Here is a 22,361-nt window from a genome sequence, read left to right on the forward strand (position 1 = left end):
TCTTCGTTCCTCGTCGAACGCTCGAACGCTGTCCCGTGTGATCTGGTCTACGCCTGAGGAATGGGGGCGGCAAGACCGCGTCTCGTGTCAAGTGGGAGATCGTGACCGCGTCGTGACGGTGTCTCCGGCAGTGGGGCCGGATCCGTGCGGGTGCGTGTGGGGCTCGCGTCACTGGGGGCTGTGCCTTTGGATCCCGTTCTGCCTTGGACGGCCTTGTCCTCAAACGCCGGACGGGCTGAGTGACGTCTGGCGCGGGCTGAAAAGGTTTCAGATCCTTACAGCAGCGAAGGCACCTGTGTCGCCGAAACCTCCCGTGCCGCCCGCTCCAACGCGCTGGCCAGCAACGCCAGGTCCGTCGGGCCGTTGCCCAGCTCGCGGACGGGGCGGCGGGCCGGCGGGTCGCCCATGCGGTGCCACTCCAGAGGGACGACCGTCGGCCGCTGGGTCGCCGTCCGCGGGATGCGGCCGGTGACCCGGCCGCCCTGGAAGGGAGTTGACCGCCCGTCGACCCAGGTCAGGCGGCCGCGGCCGGGGGCCGGCTCGTCCGGTCCCGGTGCCGGGGCGTCGAGCGTGATCCGCAGGGTGGCGCGGCGCGCCGGCTCCGTCTCCGCCGTACGGCCTCCGAGGCCGGCCGCGCCCACCAGGTGCACGCCGAGCCGCTCGCCCTCCCGGGCCACGGCCTCCAGCGCGCGTATGACCGATCCCGCCGCGGGCCTGCCGGGCGAGCCGAGAGCGGGGGAGACCAGGGCGTCCAGGTCGTCCACGACCACGACGAGGCGGGGCAACGGCGGTGGCGCTTCCGCCTGCCGGCGGGCCGCGGCCGGTCGCAGCCGCAGCGTCGAACTGGGCGGTGAGTCGAGGTCACCGGCGAGGTCGTCGGCGAGATCCCCTGCGGCGGACGTGCCGCGGGCCGCCGCCGTGCGCTGGGCGACCATACGGCCCGTCAGCTCGCGGCCGGTGTGCCACTCGGCGAACTCGGAGCGGCCGAGCAACTCGGCCCGCCGCTTCAGCTCTGCGCTCAGGGACTGGGCGAACTCCCTCATACGGACGGGGTCGTTGGCGGTGAGGTGGGTGGTCACGTGCGGGACGTCCGTACAGACGTGCAGGCCCTCGCCGTGTCCGCCGCCCGCGCCCACGCTGTCCCGGCCGTCCATGAGGACGATGCTCAGGCGGTCGGGGCGCTCGGCGGCGGCCAGGGAGGCGACGACGGCACGCAGCAGCTCCGTCCGGCCGCTGCCCGCCGGCCCCTCGATCAGCAGGTGCGGGCCCTCGGCGGCCAGGTCCGCGCAGACCGGGCCGCGCGGTCCGGCCCCGAGCACGGCCCAGGCCCGCCCGCCCAGCGCCTCCGTGTCGTCGGCCGCGTCCGCCCACCGCGCCATCAGCGACGCCGGCGTGGCCCGGGCCAGCCCCAGTTCGTCGAGGAGCCGGGCCGCCTGGGGCAGCGGCGCGGACACACGCGCGTGCCGCTCACCGGGGGCGCCCTCCGGACGGAGCGGAGCCAGCGCCCGGGCGAACCGCTCGGCCCACGCGGGCGAGACGGCGTCCACGGCGGCCACCGTGCCGTGTCCGACGGGGCCCGCCTCCCTAGCTCCCGTCCCGGCCCGCGCGACACGGAGCAGCCGCAGCGCCGTCGCCACGTCGCCGCTGAGCAGCGCCACGGCACCGCACTCGCGGAACGCGGGCGAGGCCGCACAGGCCGCCTCGTACGTCTCGGTCACCGGTGACGCGGGCGAGGCGGGTGCCGTCTCGGCGAGGCACACCATATGTATGCCGGCCTGCGGCCCCTCCAGCGCCAGCCGTGCCACCGCCTCGCGCACGGCGGCGCTCCCGGGGTCGCCGTCCACGACGACCACGGTGTACGGCCCGGCGAAGCCGCCTTCCGTGCCGTCGGACTCGTCAGCCCGGACCCAGGAGGGGCGTCGGACGGGGGTGCCGGCCGGTGACTGGGCCGGTGCCGGCCGGTCTCGGTCTTGCGCCGGGCTGGTGGCCGGGGCGGGTTCGACCCGGCCGTGGTGCGCCGTGGAGCCGCCGCCGCGGCCTCCCGCCGCCGTCGGCCTGGCATCGCTCCGCGTCTCCGACACGTGGTCCTCCAGGCGCCGCAGGAGTTCGTCGGTGCGGGCCGTGGCCTGTTCACGGTCGTAGGCGAGGAGGAGGCGGCAGTTCTGGCCGTGGTTCGGGCGGACATGGGGGAGCCAGCCCAGCCAGGACCACTCGGCGGTGCGCTCCTCAAGTGTGCGGGAGCGGTCCGCGCTGATCAGGACGACTTCCAGGGCGTCGGGCGAGTGCAGTGCGGCGAGCTGGGCGACCACCGAGCGGGCCAGCCCGGTCAGCCGCGCGCGCGGCCCGGCCAGCCCCAGCGTCCCGGCCTCGCGCAGATCGGCGGTCACCGGTACGGCGGGCAGCAGTCCCGAGCCGTCGGGGGCCGCCCGGTCGGCCGTGCCGAGCCGGACGGTGAGCGCCTCGGGGTGTCCCGGCCCGCGCTCCCACAGGCGGGGCCCGGGGCCCAGCGCCGTCAGCAGCAGCGTCGCCGGGTCCGGCCAGGTCTCAGGCAGCTGGGGTCCGGGGGCCGGCGGCTCGGTGACCGCGGCGGCCGGTTCCTCGTCGTATGCCCCGCTGTCGGCCGGCTCCGGCTCGGCGCGTGCGCCGGCCAGCCGCCGCGCCCATGCGCCGAGTCCGCCCCGTCGGCGCACGCCCTGCGGGACGTCCGTGCCCCGGAGCGGAGTTCCCTTGCGGCGGCCGCTCCCGGCCTCCCGGCCACCGTCCTCGCCGGTGCCTCGCGCGCGTGTGCCGGAGGGGCCGCCGTGAGGTGTCCAGCCGTCAGGCGTCGAAGGGTGGGCCGGTGAGCTGTGGGCCGGCGTGGGTGTGGCCGGGGCGTCGGCGCCCCCCGTCGCCGTACCGTCCCCGGACCCCCCGCCCGGTGCGCCGCGCCGCCCTCCGTGGGTCTGCCCGGTGTCTGCAGCGAACACGCCCGGGGCGCCGCCGTGGGTGTCCCCGCCGGAGGCCTGGCGGGGGAGGACGGCATTTCCGCCGTAGGGCTGGGCGCCCGTGCCGTCGATACGAGGCGCCCCGGCACTCTCTATGCGCGGCGCCCCGCCCTGCCCGGGCACGACGGGCGGTTCGACGGAGCCGTGCCCCTGTGCGCCCGGCGCTCCGTCCGAGGCACCCCAGCCTGCCGTGCCGTAGGCGTGGCGGGTCGGCCCTGTGACGCCCGGCGCGGAGCCTGGCTCTGCGCCGACGGCCTCACGCGCGTGTGCCGCCCCGTCCCCGGCGGGGACGCGCACCTGCCCCTCCCCGTCCGGAGCCGTGGGCAGCCGGGTCTCCGGACCTGTCGCCGGAGTCAGCCGCAGAGCCGACTCGCCGATGCGCAGCAGGGCGCCCGAAGCGAACCGCACCGGGCGGGTGCCCACGCGCGCGCCGTCCAGGGTGGTGCCGTTCGTGGAGCCGAGGTCGGCGACCGAGACGCGGCCGTCGGTGGCGACCGTGACCGCGCAGTGCAGGCGGGAGACGTCCGGGTCGTCGAGCGGGACGTCGGCGTCGGCGGAGCGGCCGAGGTGGATCTGGCCGCCGTGCAGCAGGTGGACCCCGCCCGCGTCGGGGCCCGCGACCACGTGCAGCCGGGCCGGGGCGTCGTCGACCTCGGGGTGCGGCTCGGGCTCGGCCGGGCCGCCCACGGACAGCACGGCACCGTCGATCAGTGGTGGCTCGCCGAGGGTGCAGCGTCCGCTGTCGAGGCGCTCCGCGCCCGCGTAGAGCACGACCTGGCCGCCGCCGGTGTCCCGACTCCGCTCGGGCTGGGAGATGCCTCCCTCTCCGGAGACCGCCGAGGCCAGCGCCGCCGCCACCGCGGCCAGGGCGGTGCCGGCGGGCGCCGTGACCAGCACGTCGCAGCTCGTGGCGCGGCCCCGCGCCACGGCGGGCGGGCTCTGCGGGTCTACGACGGTCAGCCGGATCTGCATCGCCGTCAGCGGTCCCTTCTGCGCGGGCGCCCGCGAAAGGGACGGAGCCGCTCCGCGATCCCCCACCGCGGACTTCCCCCACCGCCACACGAGCACGTCGGCCAGTTCTCAGGGCATCCTCGCACCTGCCACTGACAGCCCGCTCGCCGCCCAACATCAAATGATCTTGATTGGTCGGCTCTGCGCACAAAAGTGCCTGACCAGTGCCTCGTGGGTGATCGTTTGTGAGCGGTTTGAGATCGGTCACGTCCGGGCTGCGGCAACCAGGAGACCGAGTCGAGCGTCTTTCCTTCGAACATGTACCGGAAGCCGTGCGTAACCGGTACGTAAGACGCGGAGAAGACACGGAGAAGACGCAGGGAAGCAGACGGAAAGCCGACGGCCCGGTGCCCCGCAGTGCGGCACTACAGTGGGTCGGAACACAGGCAGACAGTGGGTCGGAACACAGGTGATCGGAACACTGGCAAGCAGCAGGGAGCGCATGACGTGCGGCCGGTAGGCAGCAAGTACCTGCTCGAGGAGCCGCTGGGGCGCGGCGCCACGGGCACCGTCTGGCGAGCCCGCCAGCGAGAGACCGCGGGCGCCGAGGCGGCCGTGCCGGGCCAGCCCGGCGAGACCGTCGCGATCAAGGTCCTGAAGGAAGAGCTCGCGAGCGACGCCGACATCGTGATGCGGTTCCTGCGGGAGCGCTCCGTCCTGCTCCGCCTGACCCACCCGAACATCGTCCGGGTCCGCGATCTGGTGGTCGAGGGCGATCTGCTGGCGCTGGTCATGGACCTCGTCGAGGGCCCCGACCTGCACCGCTACCTGCGTGAGAACGGCCCGTTCACCCCCGTCGGCGCCGCGCTGCTGACCGCGCAGATCGCCGACGCGCTCGCCGCCAGCCACGCCGACGGCGTCGTGCACCGCGACCTGAAGCCGGCGAACGTCCTGCTGCGGCAGAACGGTGGCGAGATGCACCCGATGCTGACCGACTTCGGCATCGCGCGCCTCGCCGACTCCCCGGGCCTGACCCGCACCCACGAGTTCGTGGGCACGCCCGCGTACGTCGCGCCCGAGTCCGCCGAGGGCCGCCCGCAGACCTCCGCCGTCGACATCTACGGCGCCGGCATCCTGCTGTACGAGCTGGTCACCGGCCGTCCGCCGTTCGGTGGCGGCTCGGCCCTCGAAGTCCTCCACCAGCACCTGAGCGCCGAGCCGCGCCGCCCGTCCACGGTCCCCGATCCGCTCTGGACGGTCATAGAGCGCTGCCTGCGCAAGAACCCCGACGAACGTCCCAGCGCCGAGAACCTCGCGCGCGGTCTCCGCGTCGTCGCCGAAGGCATCGGCGTGCACGCGAACTCCGCACAGATCGCCGCCGCCGAGAGCGTCGGCGCGCTGCTGGCGCCCGACCCGGCCCCGGCGGCCGTGCCCGGTGCCGCCGACCAGACCCAGGTGCTGCCGCACGGCGCGGGCACGTACGACCCCAACGCCGCCACCAGCTTCCTGCCGCACACCAGCGGCCCCGCGGGCGCGGCGGACCCCACCGCCGTACTGCCGAACAGGGGCGCAGCCGACCCGACCGCCGTCATGCAGCCCGTGCCGCCGGGGCAGCCCGGGAGTCCCGGCCAGTCCGGGCAGCCGGAGGAGCCGCACCCCTGGCAGAACCAGCTGCGCGCCGCCCGTGACCGCAACGAGCAGACGCAGATCCAGTACCTCGACCCCGACGAGGACCCGCTGCGCCGCCGCCCGCAGCGGCAGGTCGCCCGGCCGCAGCAGCAGCCGCAGCAGCCGCAGCGTCCCCAGCAACAGCGCCCGCAGCAGCGGCCCCCGCAGCGCCCGCAGCCCGGGTACGGCTATCAGCAGCAGCAGCAGCAGCAACAACAGCCGCAGCAGTACGCGCCGCCGCAGCACCAGCAGCCCCAGCGGTACGCGCCGCCGGCCCCGCAGCAGCCGCAGCGGCCCGCGCGCGAGCCCCGTGAGCCGCGGCGGCGCAGCGCCAACCCGATGAAGATCCCCGGACTCGGCTGTCTGAAGGGGTGCCTGTTCACCATCGTCATCCTGTTCGTCGCAGGGTGGCTGATCTGGGAGCTGAGCCCGCTGCAGGACTGGATCGGCACCGGCAAGAGCTACTGGCAGCAGCTCGGCGACATGTTCGACAAGGTCGGCGAGTGGATCGGGAAGCTGGACGAAGCCTCGGGCGGCAACTGACCGTCCTTGGCGCGCCGCCAGTGCTTGGGTTGGGGATTTGTCGACACCTGGCGGGTGATTTCTGTCTCTGCCGTGAAGGTTGGCTCGCCGGACGCGTAGCTTTAGCGACAACACGCGTCTGTAGGAGCAGTCTTGGCACGGAAGATCGGCAGCCGGTACACCGCCCACCAGATCCTGGGACGGGGCAGCGCCGGCACGGTGTGGCTGGGCGAGGGGCCCGAGGGGCCCGTCGCCATCAAGCTGCTGCGCGAGGACCTCGCGTCCGACCAGGAACTCGTCGGACGCTTCGTGCAGGAGCGGACGGCTCTGCTCGGTCTCGAGCATCCGAACGTCGTGTCCGTGCGCGACCTGGTGGTGGACGGCAACGACCTCGCACTGGTCATGGACCTGGTCCGGGGAACCGATCTGCGTACCCGGCTCGACCGGGAGCGGCGGCTCGCGCCCGAGGCGGCCGTGGCGATCGTGGCCGACGTGGCGGACGGGCTGGCGGCCGCCCACGCGACCGGGGTCGTGCACCGCGACGTGAAGCCGGAGAACGTGCTGCTGGACATGCAGGGGCCGCTCGGGCCGGGCGGATCGCACCCGGCGCTGCTGACGGACTTCGGGGTCGCCAAACTGATCGACTCCCCGCGGCGCACCCGCGCGACGAAGATCATCGGAACGCCGGACTATCTGGCGCCGGAGATAGTGGAGGGCCTGCCACCCCGTGCGGCCGTGGACATCTACGCCCTCGCGACCGTGCTCTACGAGCTGCTGGCGGGCTTCACGCCTTTCGGCGGCGGACACCCGGGAGCGGTGCTGCGCCGCCATGTCACGGAGACGGTGGTGCCGCTCCCCGGCATCCCGGACGAGCTGTGGCAGCTGATCGTGCAGTGCCTGGCCAAGGGTCCGGCCTCGCGGCTGAGGGCGTCGGAGCTGGGGGCGCGACTGCGGGAGGTGCTCCCGCTGCTGGCGGGGATGCCCCCCCTGGACGTGGACGAGCCGGACGCGGAGCCCGACGAGGAGACGCCTGAGGAGGCCTCCGCCGGGTCCGCCCCGCCCGCCGGGGAACAGATGCGACGGCGGGGCGCGGTGCCGCTGGTGCCGGGGGCCAGGCCGGCCGACTCCAACCGGGACACGCATACGTCGATGAGGGTGCCCGGGCCCGACGAGCTGGCCGGGGGTGCGCTCGGGACGGCCCGGGTGCCGCGGGCTGCGGGAGCGCCGCGGCCCGGTTCCGCCCGGCATCGGGCGGCCACCCGGCGCAGGCGCGTGGTGCTCGCCACGGCGGCGGCGGTGCTGGTCGCCGCCGTCGGGATCGGTACGTGGGCGGCCACGTCGGGGGACGACGCGGGGGCGACCCCACAGGACTCGAAGAACTCGGCGCCCGCGTCACCCTGAGACCTGCCCGCCTCCGCTCTGCGTTCCCCGCTTGGCGGAGCCGTTAGGCTGGAGGCGTGGCAGTCGTCGATGTATCCGAAGAGCTGAAGTCCCTCTCCTCGACCATGGAGTCGATCGAGGCCGTCCTGGACCTCGACAAGCTGAGGGCAGACATCGCCGTGCTCGAGGAGCAGGCGGCCGCGCCGTCCCTGTGGGACAACCCGGACGAGGCGCAGAAGATCACCAGCAAGCTTTCCCACCTCCAGGCCGAGGTCAGGAAGGCGGAGGCGCTGCGCGGGCGGATCGACGATCTCGCCGTGCTCTTCGAGATGGCCGAGGAGGAGGACGACCCGGACACCCGTGCCGAGGCCGAGTCCGAGCTCGCCGCCGTCCGGAAGGCGCTGGACGAGATGGAGGTCCGGACGCTGCTCAGCGGTGAGTACGACTCCCGTGAGGCGCTCGTCAACATCCGCGCCGAGGCCGGTGGCGTCGACGCCGCCGACTTCGCGGAGAAGCTCCAGCGCATGTACCTGCGCTGGGCCGAGCAGCGCGGCTACAAGACCGAGGTCTACGAGACGTCGTACGCCGAAGAGGCCGGCATCAAGTCGACCACCTTCGCCGTACAGGTGCCCTACGCCTACGGCACCCTCTCCGTCGAGCAGGGCACGCACCGGCTCGTGCGGATCTCGCCCTTCGACAACCAGGGCCGTCGGCAGACCTCCTTCGCGGGCGTCGAGGTGCTTCCCGTGGTCGAGCAGACCGACCACATCGAGATCGACGAGTCCGAGCTGCGGGTGGACGTGTACCGGTCGTCCGGGCCCGGCGGCCAGGGCGTGAACACCACCGACTCGGCGGTGCGCCTCACCCACCTCCCCACCGGCATCGTCGTCTCCTGCCAGAACGAGCGGTCGCAGATCCAGAACAAGGCCACCGCGATGAACGTGCTCCAGGCCAAGCTGCTCGAGCGGCGCCGCCAGGAGGAGCAGGCCAGGATGGACGCCCTCAAGGGCGACGGCGGCAACTCCTGGGGCAACCAGATGCGTTCGTATGTGCTGCACCCGTACCAGATGGTCAAGGACCTGCGCACCGAGTTCGAAGTCGGCAACCCCGAGGCCGTGTTCAACGGCGAGATCGACGGGTTCCTCGAGGCCGGGATTCGCTGGCGCAAGCAGCAAGAGAAGTAACTTTGTCGACATGGCAACTGCCGCCCGCCGGGCGGCAGTTGCCATTTTCGCGCCTGAATGCGGCCCGGATGTCTGGGTTTTACATCACACTCACAGACTCCAACGCCCGGCAAAGAGTGCGTACTTGGGCATCGCGTGCGCAACGGCCTTGACGTTGCTTTGAAAAATGGGGAGGGTAAAGCGTGGCATGCGTATCTCTGGGGCGCATGTGAACCGGGGGACTTGAACAGCACAGCTCCCTCCGTTGATCACTGCCCCGAGCGCCGCCTCACTGACGAGCAGCTACTGGGGGTAGCAACCACATGACCAACAAGACGCGGATCCGCGTCGCGCGGATCATCGCCGGTACGGTGATCGCCGCCGGTGCCTCGCTGACCGCCGCGGGAGCCGCATCCGCCGACGACTGCGGTTTCCTGGGCCTCGGGTGCACCACCCCGTCCCCGGACCCGGACCCGACGGCCGACCCGACGCCGACCGAGGACCCGACCGTCATCCCGACGGACGAGCCCACCGAGCCGACCGAGGAGCCCACGGAGCCCACGGAGGAGCCCACCGAGCCCACCGAGGAGCCGACCCAGCCGACCGCCGACCCGACCGACGACACGGGCAACGGGAACGGCAACGGGAACGGCAACGGGAACGGCAACGGGAACGGGAACGGGAACGGGAACTCCGACGGCGGCGGGAACGGCGACTCCGACGGCGGCGGCAACAGCAACACCGACCCCGACGGCGGCACCTCCGCCCAGGACGAGGGCACCTCGGCCCTCACCGACACCGGCACGGACACCACGTCCGACACGTCGGCCCAGGGCAGCGGCGAGGAGCTCGCCGAGACGGGTGCCGGGCAGACCGCGTTCCTGGTGATCGGTGCCGCCACGATGATCGCCGGCGGTGTGGGCTTCCGTGTCCTGCCGCGCCTCATGGGCGGCCGTGGCGGTGCTGCTGCCTGACGGTAGCCGCCCGCGTACGCATCGTAGGCGCGCTGTATGCCGAGGGGCCCGGAGCGATGGATGCTCCGGGCCCCTCGTATGTCTGTGGTCTGTCCTAGGCGGTCTGGTGGGCCAGCAGCGCCACGGCCGCGACGAGCACCGCCAGCAGCGCGATCAGCGCCATCGGGTTCAGGCCCGCGAAGGGATTCCCCTGCTGCAGCCGCTCGCGGTTGGCGCGGCACACCGGGCACCGGCCCTCGCTCACGGGCGCCGCGCAGTTCGCGCACACCAGCCGGTCGTACGTCATGCGCTCGCCCTCCTTGCACCGGTTCCACGTAGGTCAACGCCCTCGGGGGCGAGAACGTTCCCCCTCCACTGTGCCAGGTTCCTCCGGGGGCGGCGCGGGCGCTCGGGGAGGGGTGGTTGCCATTGTCTCGCGAGCGCGGGCCGAATGTGGCTTGTCGCGCTGTTCCCCGTGCCCCTGTGTATGCTGCCCGGCCGACCCTCGAGGACTCCCCGGTACAAAAACGCACAACCCTCGCGCAACCCCGACCGGTGCCTGCGCTTGTGCGTCCGGTTCGCGTATGGTCACGCTCATCTACCCCCGGCGACCCGTGGTGCATCCGTGATCCGATTCGACAACGTATCCAAGGTCTACCCCAAGCAGACCCGCCCCGCACTCAGGGATGTCTCCCTCGAGGTGGAGAAGGGCGAGTTCGTGTTCCTCGTGGGGTCCTCGGGCTCCGGAAAGTCCACCTTCCTGCGGCTGGTCCTCCGCGAGGAGCGGTGCAGCCACGGTCAGGTGCACGTCCTGGGCAAGGACCTCGCGCGTCTCTCCAACTGGAAGGTGCCGCAGATGCGCCGCCAGCTGGGGACGGTGTTCCAGGACTTCCGTCTCCTGCCGAACAAGACGGTCGCCGAGAACGTGGCCTTCGCGCAGGAGGTCATCGGCAAGTCGCGCGGCGAGATCCGCAAGTCCGTGCCGCAGGTTCTCGACCTAGTCGGGCTCGGTGGCAAGGAGGACCGGATGCCCGGCGAGCTGTCCGGTGGTGAGCAGCAGCGCGTGGCCATCGCGCGCGCCTTCGTCAACCGGCCCAAGCTGCTCATCGCCGACGAGCCCACCGGCAACCTCGACCCGCAGACCTCCGTCGGCATCATGAAGCTGCTCGACCGCATCAACCGGACGGGCACGACCGTGGTGATGGCGACGCACGACCAGAACATCGTGGACCAGATGCGCAAGCGCGTCATCGAGCTGGAGAAGGGCCGTCTCGTCCGCGACCAGGCGCGCGGCGTCTACGGCTACCAGCACTGACGATCCACGGAAAGGCTTAACCAGACGCCATGCGCGCCCAGTTCGTACTGTCCGAGATCGGTGTCGGTCTCCGCCGCAACCTGACCATGACCTTCGCGGTCGTCGTCTCCGTCGCCCTGTCCCTGGCCCTGTTCGGCGGGTCGCTGCTGATGAGCGACCAGGTGAGCACCATGAAGGGTTACTGGTACGACAAGGTCAACGTCTCGATCTTCCTCTGCAACAAGAGCGACGCCGAGTCCGACCCCAACTGTGCCAAGGGGGCGGTCACCGAGGACCAGAAGAAGGAGATCCTCGCCGACCTCAAGGAGATGGCGTCGGTCGTGCAGACCGTCACCTACGAGTCCCAGGACCAGGCGTACAAGCACTACAAGGAGCAGTTCGGCGACTCCCCGCTGGCCAGCTCCCTGACGCCGGACCAGATGCAGGAGTCGTACCGCATCAAGCTGAAGGACCCGGAGAAGTACCAGGTCATCGCGACCGCCTTCGACGGGCGGGACGGCGTGCAGTCCGTGCAGGACCAGAAGGGCATCCTGGACAACCTCTTCGGGCTGCTCAACGGCATGAACTGGGCCGCGCGCGCGGTGATGGCGCTGATGCTCGTCGTCGCGCTGATGCTGATCGTCAACACGGTGCGTGTCTCGGCGTTCAGCCGGCGGCGTGAGACCGGCATCATGCGCCTGGTGGGCGCCTCGGGCTTCTACATCCAGGCGCCGTTCATCATGGAGGCCGCCGTCGCCGGGCTCATCGGCGGTGGCGTCGCCTGTGCCTTCCTGGTGGTCGCCCGGTACTTCATCATCGACCACGGTCTGGCCCTGTCCGAGAAACTCAACCTGATCAACTTCATCGGCTGGGACGCGGTCCTGACGAAGCTGCCGCTCATCCTCGCGACGAGTCTGCTGATGCCGGCGCTGGCCGCGTTCTTCGCGCTGCGCAAGTACCTGAAGGTGTGACGCATGCCAAGAGGGCCGTACGGGCAACCGACCGTGCGGCCCTTCGCGTTGTCCTAGACTCACCGGCATGTCAGGCCGCGACCTGTTCTGCCAGCCCCGCCGCATCCGCCGCGGGGCCGCCCTGACATTGGTCTTCACGAGCGTGCTCGTGGCCGGTGCCGCGACCGGCTCGTTCCCCGACGCCGGCCGGAGGTCCGGGTCCGACGCCCCCCGTACGTCCGTGCCCGCGAGCCGGCAGGAGAACGTCGCCGAGGCGGCCGCCGATGCCATGGCCGACGGCACGTCCCCCATGGAGGCCGCCGAGCGCGCGGTCAGCCGCAGCGGTGACCGCTGGGGCGCCGTCTACTCCCAGGGCGAGTACAAGGAGTTCGAGGAGGCCCTCGACGGCGAGTACACGGGCGTCGGCCTGTGGGCGCGGCGTGAGCGCGACGGCCGTATCGAGGTGACCAAGGTGGCGGCCGGCTCGCCCGCGGCCGCCGCCGGGATCCGCAGGGGAGACCGGCTGCGCAGCGTCGACGGTGCGCAGGTCGACGGGCGGCCCGTCACCGAGGTGGTCGCCTTACTGCGCGGTGACGCCACGGACGCGCCGGCCGGTACGAGCGTCCGCCTCGGCCTGGAGCGCGGCACCCGCGCGTGGAGCCTCACCCTGCGCCGGGCCCGTCTGTCCACGGATTCGGTCACTGTCCGAAGGCTCGCCGGCGGAGTCACCGTCATCAAGATCGACTCGTTCACCAGGGGCTCCGGCGACGTCGTACGCGCCGCCGTACGGCAGGCCCCCGCCGCCCCCGGCATCATCCTCGACCTGCGCGGCAACTCCGGCGGCCTGGTCACCGAGGCCGTCACCACCGCCTCCGCCTTCCTCGACGGCGGCCTCGTCGCCACGTACGACGTCGACGGCGAACAGCGCGCCCTGCACGCCGAGCCGGGCGGTGACACCACCAGACCCCTGGTCGCGCTCGTCGACGGGGGCACGATGAGCGCGGCCGAGCTCCTCACCGGCGCCCTGCAGGACCGCGGCCGCGCGGTCGTCGTGGGCTCCCGCACCTTCGGCAAGGGCTCGGTCCAGATGCCGAGCCGGCTGCCCGGCGGCTCCGTCGCCGAGCTGACCGTCGGGCACTACCGCACCCCGTCGGGCCGTGGCGTCGACGGGACGGGGATCATGCCCGACCTCGATGCGGACCACGGGGCGCTGGACCGCGCGGAGACCGTCCTGGGCGGACTCGGGGACGCGTCGTGACCGACCGGGCGCCGGCCTCCTAATCGGCTTTCCCCCGGACCCCCTCCTGGTGCGAAAATGACCGCACTATGAGTAAGGGAATGTACGTACCGAAAGAGTCCCAGCCGAAGCAGGGTGCGGCGGCCACCGGCAAGGCCAAGGACGGCAAGCGCAAGATCGTCGCGCAGAACAAGAAGGCCCGGCACGACTACGCGATCATCGACACCTACGAGGCCGGTCTCGTGCTCACGGGTACCGAGGTGAAGTCGCTGCGCCAGGGACGCGCCTCGCTGGCCGACGGCTTCGTCCAGATCGACGGCAACGAGGCGTGGCTGCACAACGCCCACATCCCCGAGTACAGCCAGGGGAGCTGGACCAACCATGCCGCGCGCCGCAAGCGCAAGCTGCTCCTGCACCGCGAGGAGATCGACAAGCTGGCGGTGAAGTCCGAGGAGACGGGCCACACGATCGTGCCTCTCGCCCTGTACTTCAAGGACGGCCGAGCGAAGGCCGAGATCGCGCTGGCGCGAGGCAAGAAGGAGTACGACAAGCGGCAGACGCTGCGCGAGAAGCAGGACCGGCGGGAGACGGACCGCGCGATCGCGGCGGCGAAGCGGAAGCAGCGGGGTGCCTAGCCGCCGGTCGTTCGCCGCCGGTCGCTCGTCCTCGGTCGCCGGCCCGCCGGTCGCCGGGAAATGAGCTGGCACCGATCCGCGTCGGTCACGTACGATGGCACCTGCACTCCACAGCGGGTGCGAACCCTCTCCGGAGGGATTGAAAAATCAACATGGGGATGATCGGTTTCGACAGCGGCTGTCGAAGCAGGGGAAGCGTGTCGAGGAAGCGGCAATGATCTCGTAAACCATATGTCGCAAAAAATAATCGCCAATTCCAAGAGCGATTCTCCCGAGCTCTTCGCCCTCGCTGCCTGATCAGGTAGTGACGCGATAGCTCCTTAATGGGAGTGTCAGCCCGGGGCTGTTCCCGACCCGGATCCTGGCATCAGCTAGGGGACTAAACCTTGATCCCGGTCACGGGGTGAAGAGGGAAATCAAACAGTGACTGGGCCCGTCGGCGACTTGTTCGCGTGATCGCCGGGGCCGAGAAAATCACAGCGAACTGCACACGGAGAAGCCCTGATTCTGCACCGTTGGACGCGGGTTCGATTCCCGCCATCTCCACCGAAGGTTTCCGGGGGCATGACCCTCGGAGTCCCTCATCCCATGTGGACAAAGGCCTCGTCGCTTTCGAGCGGCGGGGCCTTTGTCATGCCCGGAGGCGCACCATCTGTGGGCACACGCCGGCCACCGGTCTGCTGCCGTGCAGGTCCGTCGGCCACCCCGCGAGGCCTGAGCTCCGGGCTTCGGGACCCGGCTCCCACAGCAACGGCCCTTGTTGTGGTGCGCCGCCCCATATCGGCGGGTCGTTCACGCTTCTACGGTCCCTCCCCATGACCCAGACCAGAGCCGCAAGCCGAAGCCGTTCCGCCGTTCTCGCGACCCTCCTGGTCGCCCTCCTCGCCGTCTTCCTCAGCCCGGGCCGAGCCGCCGCCGCCTCTCTCCAGGAGGTCACCGGGTTCGGGAGCAACCCCGGTGCCCTCCGCATGTTCCGGTACGTCCCCGACGGGCTGCCCGCCGGGCGCCCTGTCGTCGTCGCGCTGCACGGCTGCACCCAGAACGCCTCCGGATACGGCACCGGCAGCGGGTGGATCCAGCTCGCCGACCGCTGGGGCTTCTCCGTGGTGCTGCCGCAGCAGCCGGCCGCCAACAACGCGTCGAACTGCTTCAACTGGTTCGAGAACGGGGACATCGCGCGCGGTCAGGGTGAGGCCGCGTCCATCGCGCAGATGCTGGACCGCCAGCTCGCCGACGTGTCGGGCGACCCGGCACGCGTCTACGTCACGGGGCTTTCCGCCGGTGGAGGCATGTCCGCCGCGATGATGGCAACGTATCCGGAGAAGTTCGCCGCCGGCGGCGTCGTCGCCGGGCTGCCGTACGGCTGCGCGCAGGCCGCCGGGTCGCCGTGGGGCTGCATGTACGTCGGTGCCACCCAGACCCCGCAGCAGTGGGGCGACCGGGTGCGGGCGGCCCGCACCGGCTACGGCGGGCCCTGGCCGGCACTCACCGTCCTCCAGGGCAGCGCCGACTACACCGTGAAGCCCGTCAACATGACCGACCTGATGAAGCAGTGGACCGACGTCCACGGCGCCGACCAGACCGCCGACGTCAGCGACACCGTGGCCGGGTATCCCCACCAGGTCTTCAAGGACGCGGGCGGGAACGCCGTCGTCGAGACGTACAGCATCACCGGCATGGGGCACGGGCAACCCGTCGACCCGGGGAGCGGGAGCGAGCAGTGCGGGACGGCCGGGGCCTACGTCCTCGACGTGAACCTCTGCGCCGCGTACCGGCTCGGGCGGGCCTGGGGGCTCGGGTGAGCCGGTACGCGGTGGGTACGCGGCCGGTGCCTGGCAGAGGGTGAACGTCGACAGCCGGACGTCCACGGTCAGCGTCGTGCGCTCGTACGCCGACGAGGTGCCCAAGAAGCGCGCCGTCCCGGCGACGCCTGCGCCGAACCCAGCGCGGTCACCGCGAGACCGGTGGCCGTGACGGCGCCGGCCAGGGCGTACGAGCCCCGCGAACCGGCGATCATCAGCACCCCGCTCACGCTGAACATGCCCATCGGCAGGCGGGCCATCAGGTTCCCGGCGGTGAAGGCACGGGTGCCTTCCTCGTCGTCGCCGAGGAACTGCACTTCACGCGTGCCGCGGCCCGCCTCTACGTCGCGGACGCCGGAGTGGACCGACCTCGCCCGCCAGTTGTTCTGCGGACGTGCGATCGAGATCGCGCCACCTGCTCCCCTGGCCGTCGGGGACGAGGAGTTCCGGCGCCTCATGGCCAAGACCCGGCACCCGATCCTTGCCGTGGTGGACTTTCCGGCCATGCCTGAGACGGTGCTGCGCCCCTTGATCGATCCCGTCCCGCTGTCGCCCGTCTCGCTGGTGTGGCGCAAGGGGCTGGTGCATCCGGCATTCGATGCCCTTCGGCGCGCCGCGGCCCAACTCTCCACGGAGGAAGGCTGGTTGCACAGGTCCGCCGAGGGATGGGTTCCGGACATCGACGCTTCCCTCGTACGGGCGCACAATTGACACTTGGCAAACACGCAACGTTTCTCTGCGCTACATTCGGGGACCTGAGCACACTTGCGACAAAGGGGGCGCTCGGGTCGGGTGGGGGCCTGGTTCGGCGACTGGTGCTCGGTGTCGTGCGCGCACCCATGAACGTTCCGTGGGGGGATGTGCGTGTATGTGAAGAATGCGAGCGATGGGCGGGAAGACGCCCAACCGGAATGGCCGGAAGTCGCATCCGCGATCAGTGAACTCGTTACAAATGGCAGCGAGACCCAGTCATTTCCGGACACGAGAGGAACCGGAATTGTCTCCGGCCCGTGGGAGGCCGGCCAATCGTGTAACGACCACGACCCCGACGAGGTCACCGTCCAACTCGACGACGTCGGCTCACAGTTGGGGGACCGACTCGCAGGGCGGACCAAAGGTGGGACGGACGGCTCCGACGGACCGGTGTTCGTCGACGAGTCGGGCCGCCGCAGCCGCCGATTCCGCCGGATCGGTATGGCGGTCTCACTCGCCTGCGCCGTCTACGCCGTCGTCATCGTCGCCACCATGCTGTCCGGCAACTCCAACGCGCCCTGGCTGCCCGTACCGGGACAGCAGGCCGACCGGCCGGCCGGCAGCGTGGACACCTCCCCGCAGCCCGCCGAGACGCAGCAGCCTTCCGCCGCCGGCGCCGCCCCCGCCCCCGGTACCGCTCCGACGGCCGCCGCCGGTACGACACCGAGGCCGGGCACCGGCAGTCCCGCGACCGGCGCCTCAGCCGGTACCGACCGGCCGGGCACGTCCGCCGACCCCTCGCCGACCGCCACCAGGACCACGGCAGGCCCGGGAACCGACACGGTCGACCCGAGCCCGGACCCCACCGAGACGCACGGCGCCCCGTCGGCCGACCCCAGCACCCCGACGGGCGACGGCAGCGCCTCGCCCGCTCCCTCGCCGTCAGGCGGCAGCGTCGACCCCGGCCCCGGCCCGGTGGCCAACGGCGGGAGCGATCCCACACCCATCGCCGAGAGCCCCGCCGGGAAGCCGGGCACGTCCGCACCGCCGTCCTCCCCGTCCCCGGAGCCCGTTCTCTGATGGCACCCCGCACCCGCCGCGGCGGGCGCGCGACCGGAACCGACGGCGGTTCCCGGCGTCGCCGCCTGCCCATGCGCCTGCTGCTGCCCGCACTCGTCCTCGCCGCGCTCATGGCGATGCTGATGCTGCGCGGCTACGTACACAGCGAGATCCTCGCCGACCACCGCGTCCGGACCGAGGCGGCCGCCGACCAGGTGCCCCGGAAGATCCTGGACGGCGGCCCGGTCATCGACACCCGCGGCAGCCGCGCCACCAGCCTGAAGGTGCGTGATCACCGCCTCGTCCTCACCTTCGACGACGGCCCGGACCCGGCCTGGACCCCCGAGGTCCTTGACGTGCTCAGGAAGCACCACGCACACGCGGTCTTCTTCGTCACCGGCACCATGGCCTCGCGCCACCCGGACCTGGTCCGGCGCATCGTCGCCGAGGGCCACGAGGTCGGCCTGCACACCTTCAACCACCCCGACCTCACCTACCAGTCGAAGAAGCGCATCGACTGGGAGCTGTCCCAGAACCAGCTCGCGATCACCGGCGCCGCCGGCATCCGCACCTCGCTCTTCCGCCCGCCGTACTCCTCCGACGCCGCCGCCACGGACAACCGGTCCTGGGCGGTGACCCGGTACATCGGCAGCCGCGGCTACATCACCGTCGTCACCGACACCGACAGCGAGGACTGGCGCAAGCCCGGCGTGGAGCGGATCATCCGCAACGCCACCCCGAAGGGCGGCAGAGGGGCGATCGTCCTGATGCACGACTCGGGCGGCGACCGCCACCAGACCGTTCAGGCGCTCGACCGGTTCGTGCCGCAGATGAAGGCCCGGGGCTACGAGTTCGACAACCTCACCGAGGCCCTCGACGCACCCAGCGCACACACCCCGGTCACCGGAGCCGGCCTGTGGAAGGCCCAGGCGTGGATCTTCGTGGTGCGGGCCTCGGACGAGACCACCGGCGTACTGGTGGCCGGCCTCGCGGTCATCGGCTTCCTGGTCATCGCGCGCTTCGGCTTGATGCTCGTCCTGTCCGGCGTCCACGCACGCAGGGTCCGCCGGCCCGGCTTCCGCTGGGGCGCGCCGGTCACCGAACCGGTGTCGGTGCTGGTCCCGGCGTACAACGAGGCCAAGTGCATCGAGAACACGGTCCGTTCACTGACGGCGAGTGAGCACCCGATCGAGGTGATCGTCGTCGACGACGGCTCCGCCGACGGCACCGCACGGATCGTGGAGGCCATGGACCTGCCCGGCGTACGGGTGATCCGCCAGCTCAACGCGGGCAAACCGGCGGCCCTCAACCGCGGTCTGGCGGGCGCCAGGCACGACATCGTCGTGATGATGGACGGCGACACGGTCTTCGAACCGTCCACCGTCCGTGAGCTGGTGCAGCCCTTCGGCGACCCGCGCGTCGGCGCCGTCGCCGGCAACGCCAAGGTCGGCAACCGCGAGACCCTCATCGGCGCCTGGCAGCACATCGAGTACGTGATGGGCTTCAACCTCGACCGCCGTATGTACGACGTCCTGCGCTGCATGCCGACGATCCCGGGCGCGGTGGGCGCCTTCCGGCGCACGGCCCTGGAACGGGTCGGCGGCATGAGCGACGACACGCTCGCCGAGGACACCGACATCACCATGGCGATGCACCGCGACGGCTGGCGCGTCGTCTACGCCGAGAAGGCCCGCGCCTGGACCGAGGCCCCGGAGTCGGTCCAGCAGCTGTGGTCCCAGCGCTACCGCTGGTCGTACGGCACCATGCAGGCGATCTGGAAACACCGCCGCGCCCTGGTCGAACGCGGCCCCTCCGGCCGTTTCGGCCGGGTGGGTCTGCCGCTGGTGTCCCTGTTCATGGTGGTGGCCCCGCTGCTGGCCCCGCTGATCGACGTCTTCCTGCTCTACGGCCTGATCTTCGGCCCCACGGGCAGGACGGTGGCGGCCTGGTTCGGCGTCCTCGCGATCCAGGCGGCCTGCGCGGGCTACTCCTTCCGTCTGGACCGCGAGTCACCGGCCCCGCTGGTCTCGCTGCCCCTGCAGCAGATCCTCTACCGCCAGCTCATGTACGTCGTCCTGCTCCAGTCCTGGATCACCGCCCTCACCGGCGGCCGCCTGCGCTGGCAGAAGCTGCGGCGCAAGGGCCAGGTCGCCGCGCCACCGGGCGTACCCGCCCAGCGTGGTGAGGCCATGGAAGAGAGGCCGGTCCGATGAGCACCCCGCCGTTCACACAGGCCCCCGCACAGCCGGCCGACGAGCGGACCCGGCCGGCACCCGTCCGCGACCGCTACTTCGACCTCCTGCGGGCCGTCGCCCTCTTCCGGGTCGTCTTCTACCACCTGATGGGCTGGGCCTGGCTGCCGGTGGTGTTCCCCTCGATGGGCGTGATGTTCGCGCTCGCCGGCAACCTCATGGCCCGCTCTCTCGGGAAACGGCAGCCCCTGCAGGTCATACGCGGCCGCCTGCGCCGACTGCTGCCCCCGCTGTGGCTGCTCGGCGCGGTCGGCGTGACCGGCATGCTGCTGCAGGGCTGGGGCCCGGACTCCGAAGGGCATCCGGGCTGGTGGTGGCTCCACCTCACCTTCTGGGTCCTGCCGCTGAGCGAGCCGCCCGGCGCCGAGGAACTCCAGGGCATCCACGGCGTCATCGGCGGGGACTGGGCCTCGGAGCTCGCGGTGCCGCTCTGGTACATCCGCGCCTACCTGTGGTTCGTCCTGCTCTCCCCGCTCCTGCTGAAGGCCCTGCGCGCCCTTCCGTGCGCGACGATCCTGGCGCCGGTCGTCCTCTGCGCGGCCCTCGAGTTCGGCTACGTCACCATCCCCAGCCCGCGGCTCGACTCGGCCGTCCTCGACTTCGCCACCTTCGGTGCCTGCTGGATCCTCGGCATGGCCCACCAGGAGGGCATCCTCCAGCGCATCCCCCGCTACGCCGTCCCCTCCGTGGTCCCGGCCGTCGCCCTGCTGGGCCTGTGGTACGCGCTGACGCACGGCTTCAAGGCCGGCCACGACCTCGACGACATCCCCTTCGGCCAGGCCCTGTGGTCCCTCTCGACGGTGCTGCTGCTCCTGCACTTCAGCCCCTCGTGGTCCGAGTGGCCCCGCCGGCTGCGTCCCTGGGACGGGCTGATCACCCTGCTCAATTCCCGCGCCGTGACGATCTATCTCTGGCACAACGTGTGCATCGTCGCCGCCCTGACGATGTGGGACCAGCTGTGGGGCTTCCAGGTACTGGAGCTGCACGTCCCGTGGCTGCTGGAGAGCTCCTGGCCGGTCCTTGCCCTCACCTGGATCCTCGTGGCCGGCTGTATCCTCTGCTTCGGTTGGACGGAGGACGCGGCGGCCGGGCGAAAGCCCCGGTTGTGGCCGAACGGGGTCCGGCGCCGGGGGGCACGCCGAAGGCCTTGACTGCCCGTAGCGAGCCCGCGAACCTCACCTCCCGCTTTCGCGGAAGGTGAGAGCAACGTTCCTTTCCGGTCACTCACAGCCACAGCCAGGAAACGCGCCCTCTCTACCTTCGGGACTCATCACCGCTCAGTACCGGCAAAGAATCACCTAGCCCCGGAGCCCCGTGGAGGCGTCATGACAGCCCCTAGCACAGCCCCCGCACCCCCGAGCAGGGGCCGTCGCTGGATCCAGAAGTGGGATCCGGAGGACGAGACCTTCTGGAACGAGACCGGAGAGAAGGTCGCCCGCCGGAACCTGATCTTCTCCGTCCTCTCGGAGCACATCGGATTCTCGATCTGGACCATGTGGTCCGTGCTGGTGCTCTTCATGGGCCCCGAGTACGGGCTCACGCCGGCGGACAAGTTCCTGCTGACATCGATGGTGACGCTGGTCGGCGCGGTCGTGCGCGTGCCCTACACCTTCGCCATCGCGATCTTCGGTGGCCGGAACTGGACGATCGTCTCGGCCGGCCTCCTGCTCGTCCCGACCATCGCCGCCTTCGCCGTGATGGAGCCGGGAACGTCCTTCAACACCTTCCTGCTTGTCGGTCTGCTGGCCGGCATCGGCGGCGGCAACTTCGCCTCCTCCATGACCAACATCAACGCCTTCTTCCCGCTCAGGAAGAAGGGCTGGGCGCTCGGCCTCAACGCCGGCGGCGGCAACATCGGCGTGCCGGTCATCCAGCTGATCGCGCTCGCGGTCATCGGCGCCAGCGCCGGCCCGCGCGTGCTGCTCGGCATCTACATCCCGCTCATCCTGGTCGCCGCAGTCCTGGCCGCGCTCAAGATGGACAACCTCGCGACGGTGAAGAACGACACCGGCGCCGCCAAGGACGCCGCGAAGGACGCGCACACCTGGATCATGTCCTTCCTCTACATCGGCACCTTCGGCTCCTTCATCGGCTTCGCCTTCGCCTTCGGTCAGGTGCTCCAGGTCCAGTTCGGCCGTACGCCCCTGCAGGCCGCGTATCTGACCTTCATCGGCCCGCTGCTCGGCTCCCTGATCCGACCCGTGGGCGGCTGGCTCGCCGACAAGTACGGCGGCGCGAAGATCACCCTGTACAACTACGTCGGCATGGCCGCCGCGACCACCGCCCTCGTGTTCGCGAGCATGGAGAAGTCGCTGCCGCTGTTCGTCGGAGTGTTCGTCGTCCTGTTCGTCCTCAGCGGCCTCGGCAACGGGTCGACGTACAAGATGATCCCCGGCATCTTCCAGGCGAAGGCTCTCGCCAAGGGACTCCAGGGCGAGGAGGCGGCCATCTACGGGCGCCGGCTCTCCGGTGCCTCCATGGGCCTGATCGGCGCGGTGGGCGCACTCGGCGGCGTCGGCATCAACCTGGCCTTCCGCCAGTCCTTCCTGACCTACGGCTCCGGCACCGGCGCCTTCGTGACCTTCCTCTCCTTCTACGGCCTCTGCTTCGCCGTCACCTGGGCCGTATACCTTCGCCGCCCGGCCGCCAAGGCGGAGGAGACGACCGCCACAGAGGCGAAGCCGCAGCTCAGCTACGCGGAAGTGTGACGTAACACTGCCGACATCAAGCCGAACCGAGCCTGTCACGAGCCGTTGACAGGCTCGTTCGGCATGAGGGTGAGACAACACCACATGTAGTGCAAACGACTCGAGTGCGG

Annotated in this window: 15 protein-coding genes, 1 other RNA gene and 2 pseudogenes; 15 read left to right on the forward strand and 3 right to left on the reverse strand. The window is 71.4% G+C overall.

Annotated features, from left to right (window positions below; genetic code table 11):
- Window positions 1-275: 275 nt before the first annotated feature.
- Window positions 276-3,956, reverse strand: a complete 3,681-nt coding sequence (locus tag ACZ562_RS23405; protein ID WP_471182350.1) for an FHA domain-containing protein — start codon at window positions 3,954-3,956, stop codon at window positions 276-278.
- 486 nt (window positions 3,957-4,442) lie between these two features.
- Here ACZ562_RS23405 and ACZ562_RS23410 point away from each other — a divergent pair, with 486 nt between their 5' ends.
- The 4 genes from ACZ562_RS23410 (at window position 4,443) to ACZ562_RS23425 (ending at window position 9,642) form a co-directional block, all read left to right on the forward strand.
- Entirely contained in the window at window positions 4,443-6,146 is a 1,704-nt protein-coding gene (locus tag ACZ562_RS23410) for a serine/threonine-protein kinase (protein WP_471182353.1), read from the forward strand.
- A 132-nt stretch (window positions 6,147-6,278) separates the two neighbouring features.
- Window positions 6,279-7,526, forward strand: a complete 1,248-nt coding sequence (locus ACZ562_RS23415) for a serine/threonine-protein kinase (protein WP_471182356.1) — start codon at window positions 6,279-6,281, stop codon at window positions 7,524-7,526.
- Window positions 7,527-7,582: 56 nt separating this feature from the next.
- Window positions 7,583-8,689 (forward strand): peptide chain release factor 2, encoded by a 1,107-nt coding sequence (gene prfB, locus ACZ562_RS23420; protein WP_471182358.1) that lies wholly within the window; start codon window positions 7,583-7,585, stop codon window positions 8,687-8,689.
- 302 nt (window positions 8,690-8,991) lie between these two features.
- The gene (locus ACZ562_RS23425) at window positions 8,992-9,642 is read left to right on the forward strand and encodes a hypothetical protein (RefSeq protein ID WP_471182361.1); all 651 of its coding nucleotides are present in this window, start codon (window positions 8,992-8,994) and stop codon (window positions 9,640-9,642) included.
- Between the two features lie 94 nt (window positions 9,643-9,736).
- Here the strand turns inward: ACZ562_RS23425 and ACZ562_RS23430 are convergent, their stop codons facing one another.
- Window positions 9,737-9,928 (reverse strand): hypothetical protein, encoded by a 192-nt coding sequence (locus tag ACZ562_RS23430; RefSeq protein WP_471182364.1) that lies wholly within the window; start codon window positions 9,926-9,928, stop codon window positions 9,737-9,739.
- 318 nt (window positions 9,929-10,246) lie between these two features.
- On the opposite strand from ACZ562_RS23430, the gene ftsE reads away from it, so the two are divergent.
- The 6 genes from ftsE to ACZ562_RS23460 all read left to right on the forward strand — a co-directional run bounded on the left by ftsE (window position 10,247) and on the right by ACZ562_RS23460 (window position 15,539).
- Window positions 10,247-10,936, forward strand: coding sequence for a cell division ATP-binding protein FtsE (gene ftsE, locus ACZ562_RS23435; RefSeq protein WP_067235911.1), 690 nt, complete (start codon window positions 10,247-10,249; stop codon window positions 10,934-10,936).
- A gap of 29 nt (window positions 10,937-10,965) precedes the next feature.
- Window positions 10,966-11,886 (forward strand): permease-like cell division protein FtsX, encoded by a 921-nt coding sequence (gene ftsX, locus ACZ562_RS23440; RefSeq protein WP_471182368.1) that lies wholly within the window; start codon window positions 10,966-10,968, stop codon window positions 11,884-11,886.
- Between the two features lie 67 nt (window positions 11,887-11,953).
- Window positions 11,954-13,123, forward strand: coding sequence for a S41 family peptidase (locus ACZ562_RS23445; protein ID WP_471182370.1), 1,170 nt, complete (start codon window positions 11,954-11,956; stop codon window positions 13,121-13,123).
- An 80-nt stretch (window positions 13,124-13,203) separates the two neighbouring features.
- Complete coding sequence (gene smpB / locus ACZ562_RS23450; RefSeq protein ID WP_471182373.1) at window positions 13,204-13,737, forward strand: SsrA-binding protein SmpB; 534 nt, start codon at window positions 13,204-13,206, stop codon at window positions 13,735-13,737.
- A 154-nt stretch (window positions 13,738-13,891) separates the two neighbouring features.
- Window positions 13,892-14,286: a transfer-messenger RNA gene (ssrA, locus tag ACZ562_RS23455) on the forward strand.
- Between the two features lie 266 nt (window positions 14,287-14,552).
- Complete coding sequence (locus ACZ562_RS23460) at window positions 14,553-15,539, forward strand: extracellular catalytic domain type 1 short-chain-length polyhydroxyalkanoate depolymerase (protein WP_471182375.1); 987 nt, start codon at window positions 14,553-14,555, stop codon at window positions 15,537-15,539.
- Window positions 15,540-15,679: 140 nt separating this feature from the next.
- Here ACZ562_RS23460 and ACZ562_RS23465 read toward each other — a convergent pair.
- A pseudogene (locus ACZ562_RS23465) lies at window positions 15,680-15,799 on the reverse strand (MFS transporter); the annotation flags it as partial.
- 76 nt (window positions 15,800-15,875) lie between these two features.
- On the opposite strand from ACZ562_RS23465, the pseudogene ACZ562_RS23470 reads away from it, so the two are divergent.
- The 5 genes and pseudogenes from ACZ562_RS23470 to ACZ562_RS23490 all read left to right on the forward strand — a co-directional run.
- Window positions 15,876-16,250 (forward strand): annotated as a pseudogene (locus tag ACZ562_RS23470) (LysR family transcriptional regulator); the annotation flags it as partial.
- Between the two features lie 432 nt (window positions 16,251-16,682).
- Complete coding sequence (locus tag ACZ562_RS23475) at window positions 16,683-17,312, forward strand: hypothetical protein (RefSeq protein WP_471182378.1); 630 nt, start codon at window positions 16,683-16,685, stop codon at window positions 17,310-17,312.
- Window positions 17,312-19,504 carry a glycosyltransferase gene (locus tag ACZ562_RS23480; protein ID WP_471182380.1) on the forward strand — a complete coding sequence of 731 codons (2,193 nt, stop codon included), beginning with the start codon at window positions 17,312-17,314 and terminating at the stop codon, window positions 19,502-19,504. The genes ACZ562_RS23475 and ACZ562_RS23480 overlap by 1 nt, the downstream gene beginning before the upstream one ends.
- Window positions 19,501-20,694 carry an acyltransferase family protein gene (locus ACZ562_RS23485; protein ID WP_471182383.1) on the forward strand — a complete coding sequence of 398 codons (1,194 nt, stop codon included), beginning with the start codon at window positions 19,501-19,503 and terminating at the stop codon, window positions 20,692-20,694. The genes ACZ562_RS23480 and ACZ562_RS23485 overlap by 4 nt, the downstream gene beginning before the upstream one ends.
- Window positions 20,695-20,868: 174 nt before the next feature.
- Window positions 20,869-22,251: a nitrate/nitrite transporter gene (locus ACZ562_RS23490; protein WP_471182385.1), complete on the forward strand. Its 1,383-nt coding sequence runs from the start codon at window positions 20,869-20,871 to the stop codon at window positions 22,249-22,251.
- Window positions 22,252-22,361 lie beyond the last annotated feature (110 nt).

It is taken from the genome of Streptomyces sp. NPDC040410, assembly GCF_055595715.1.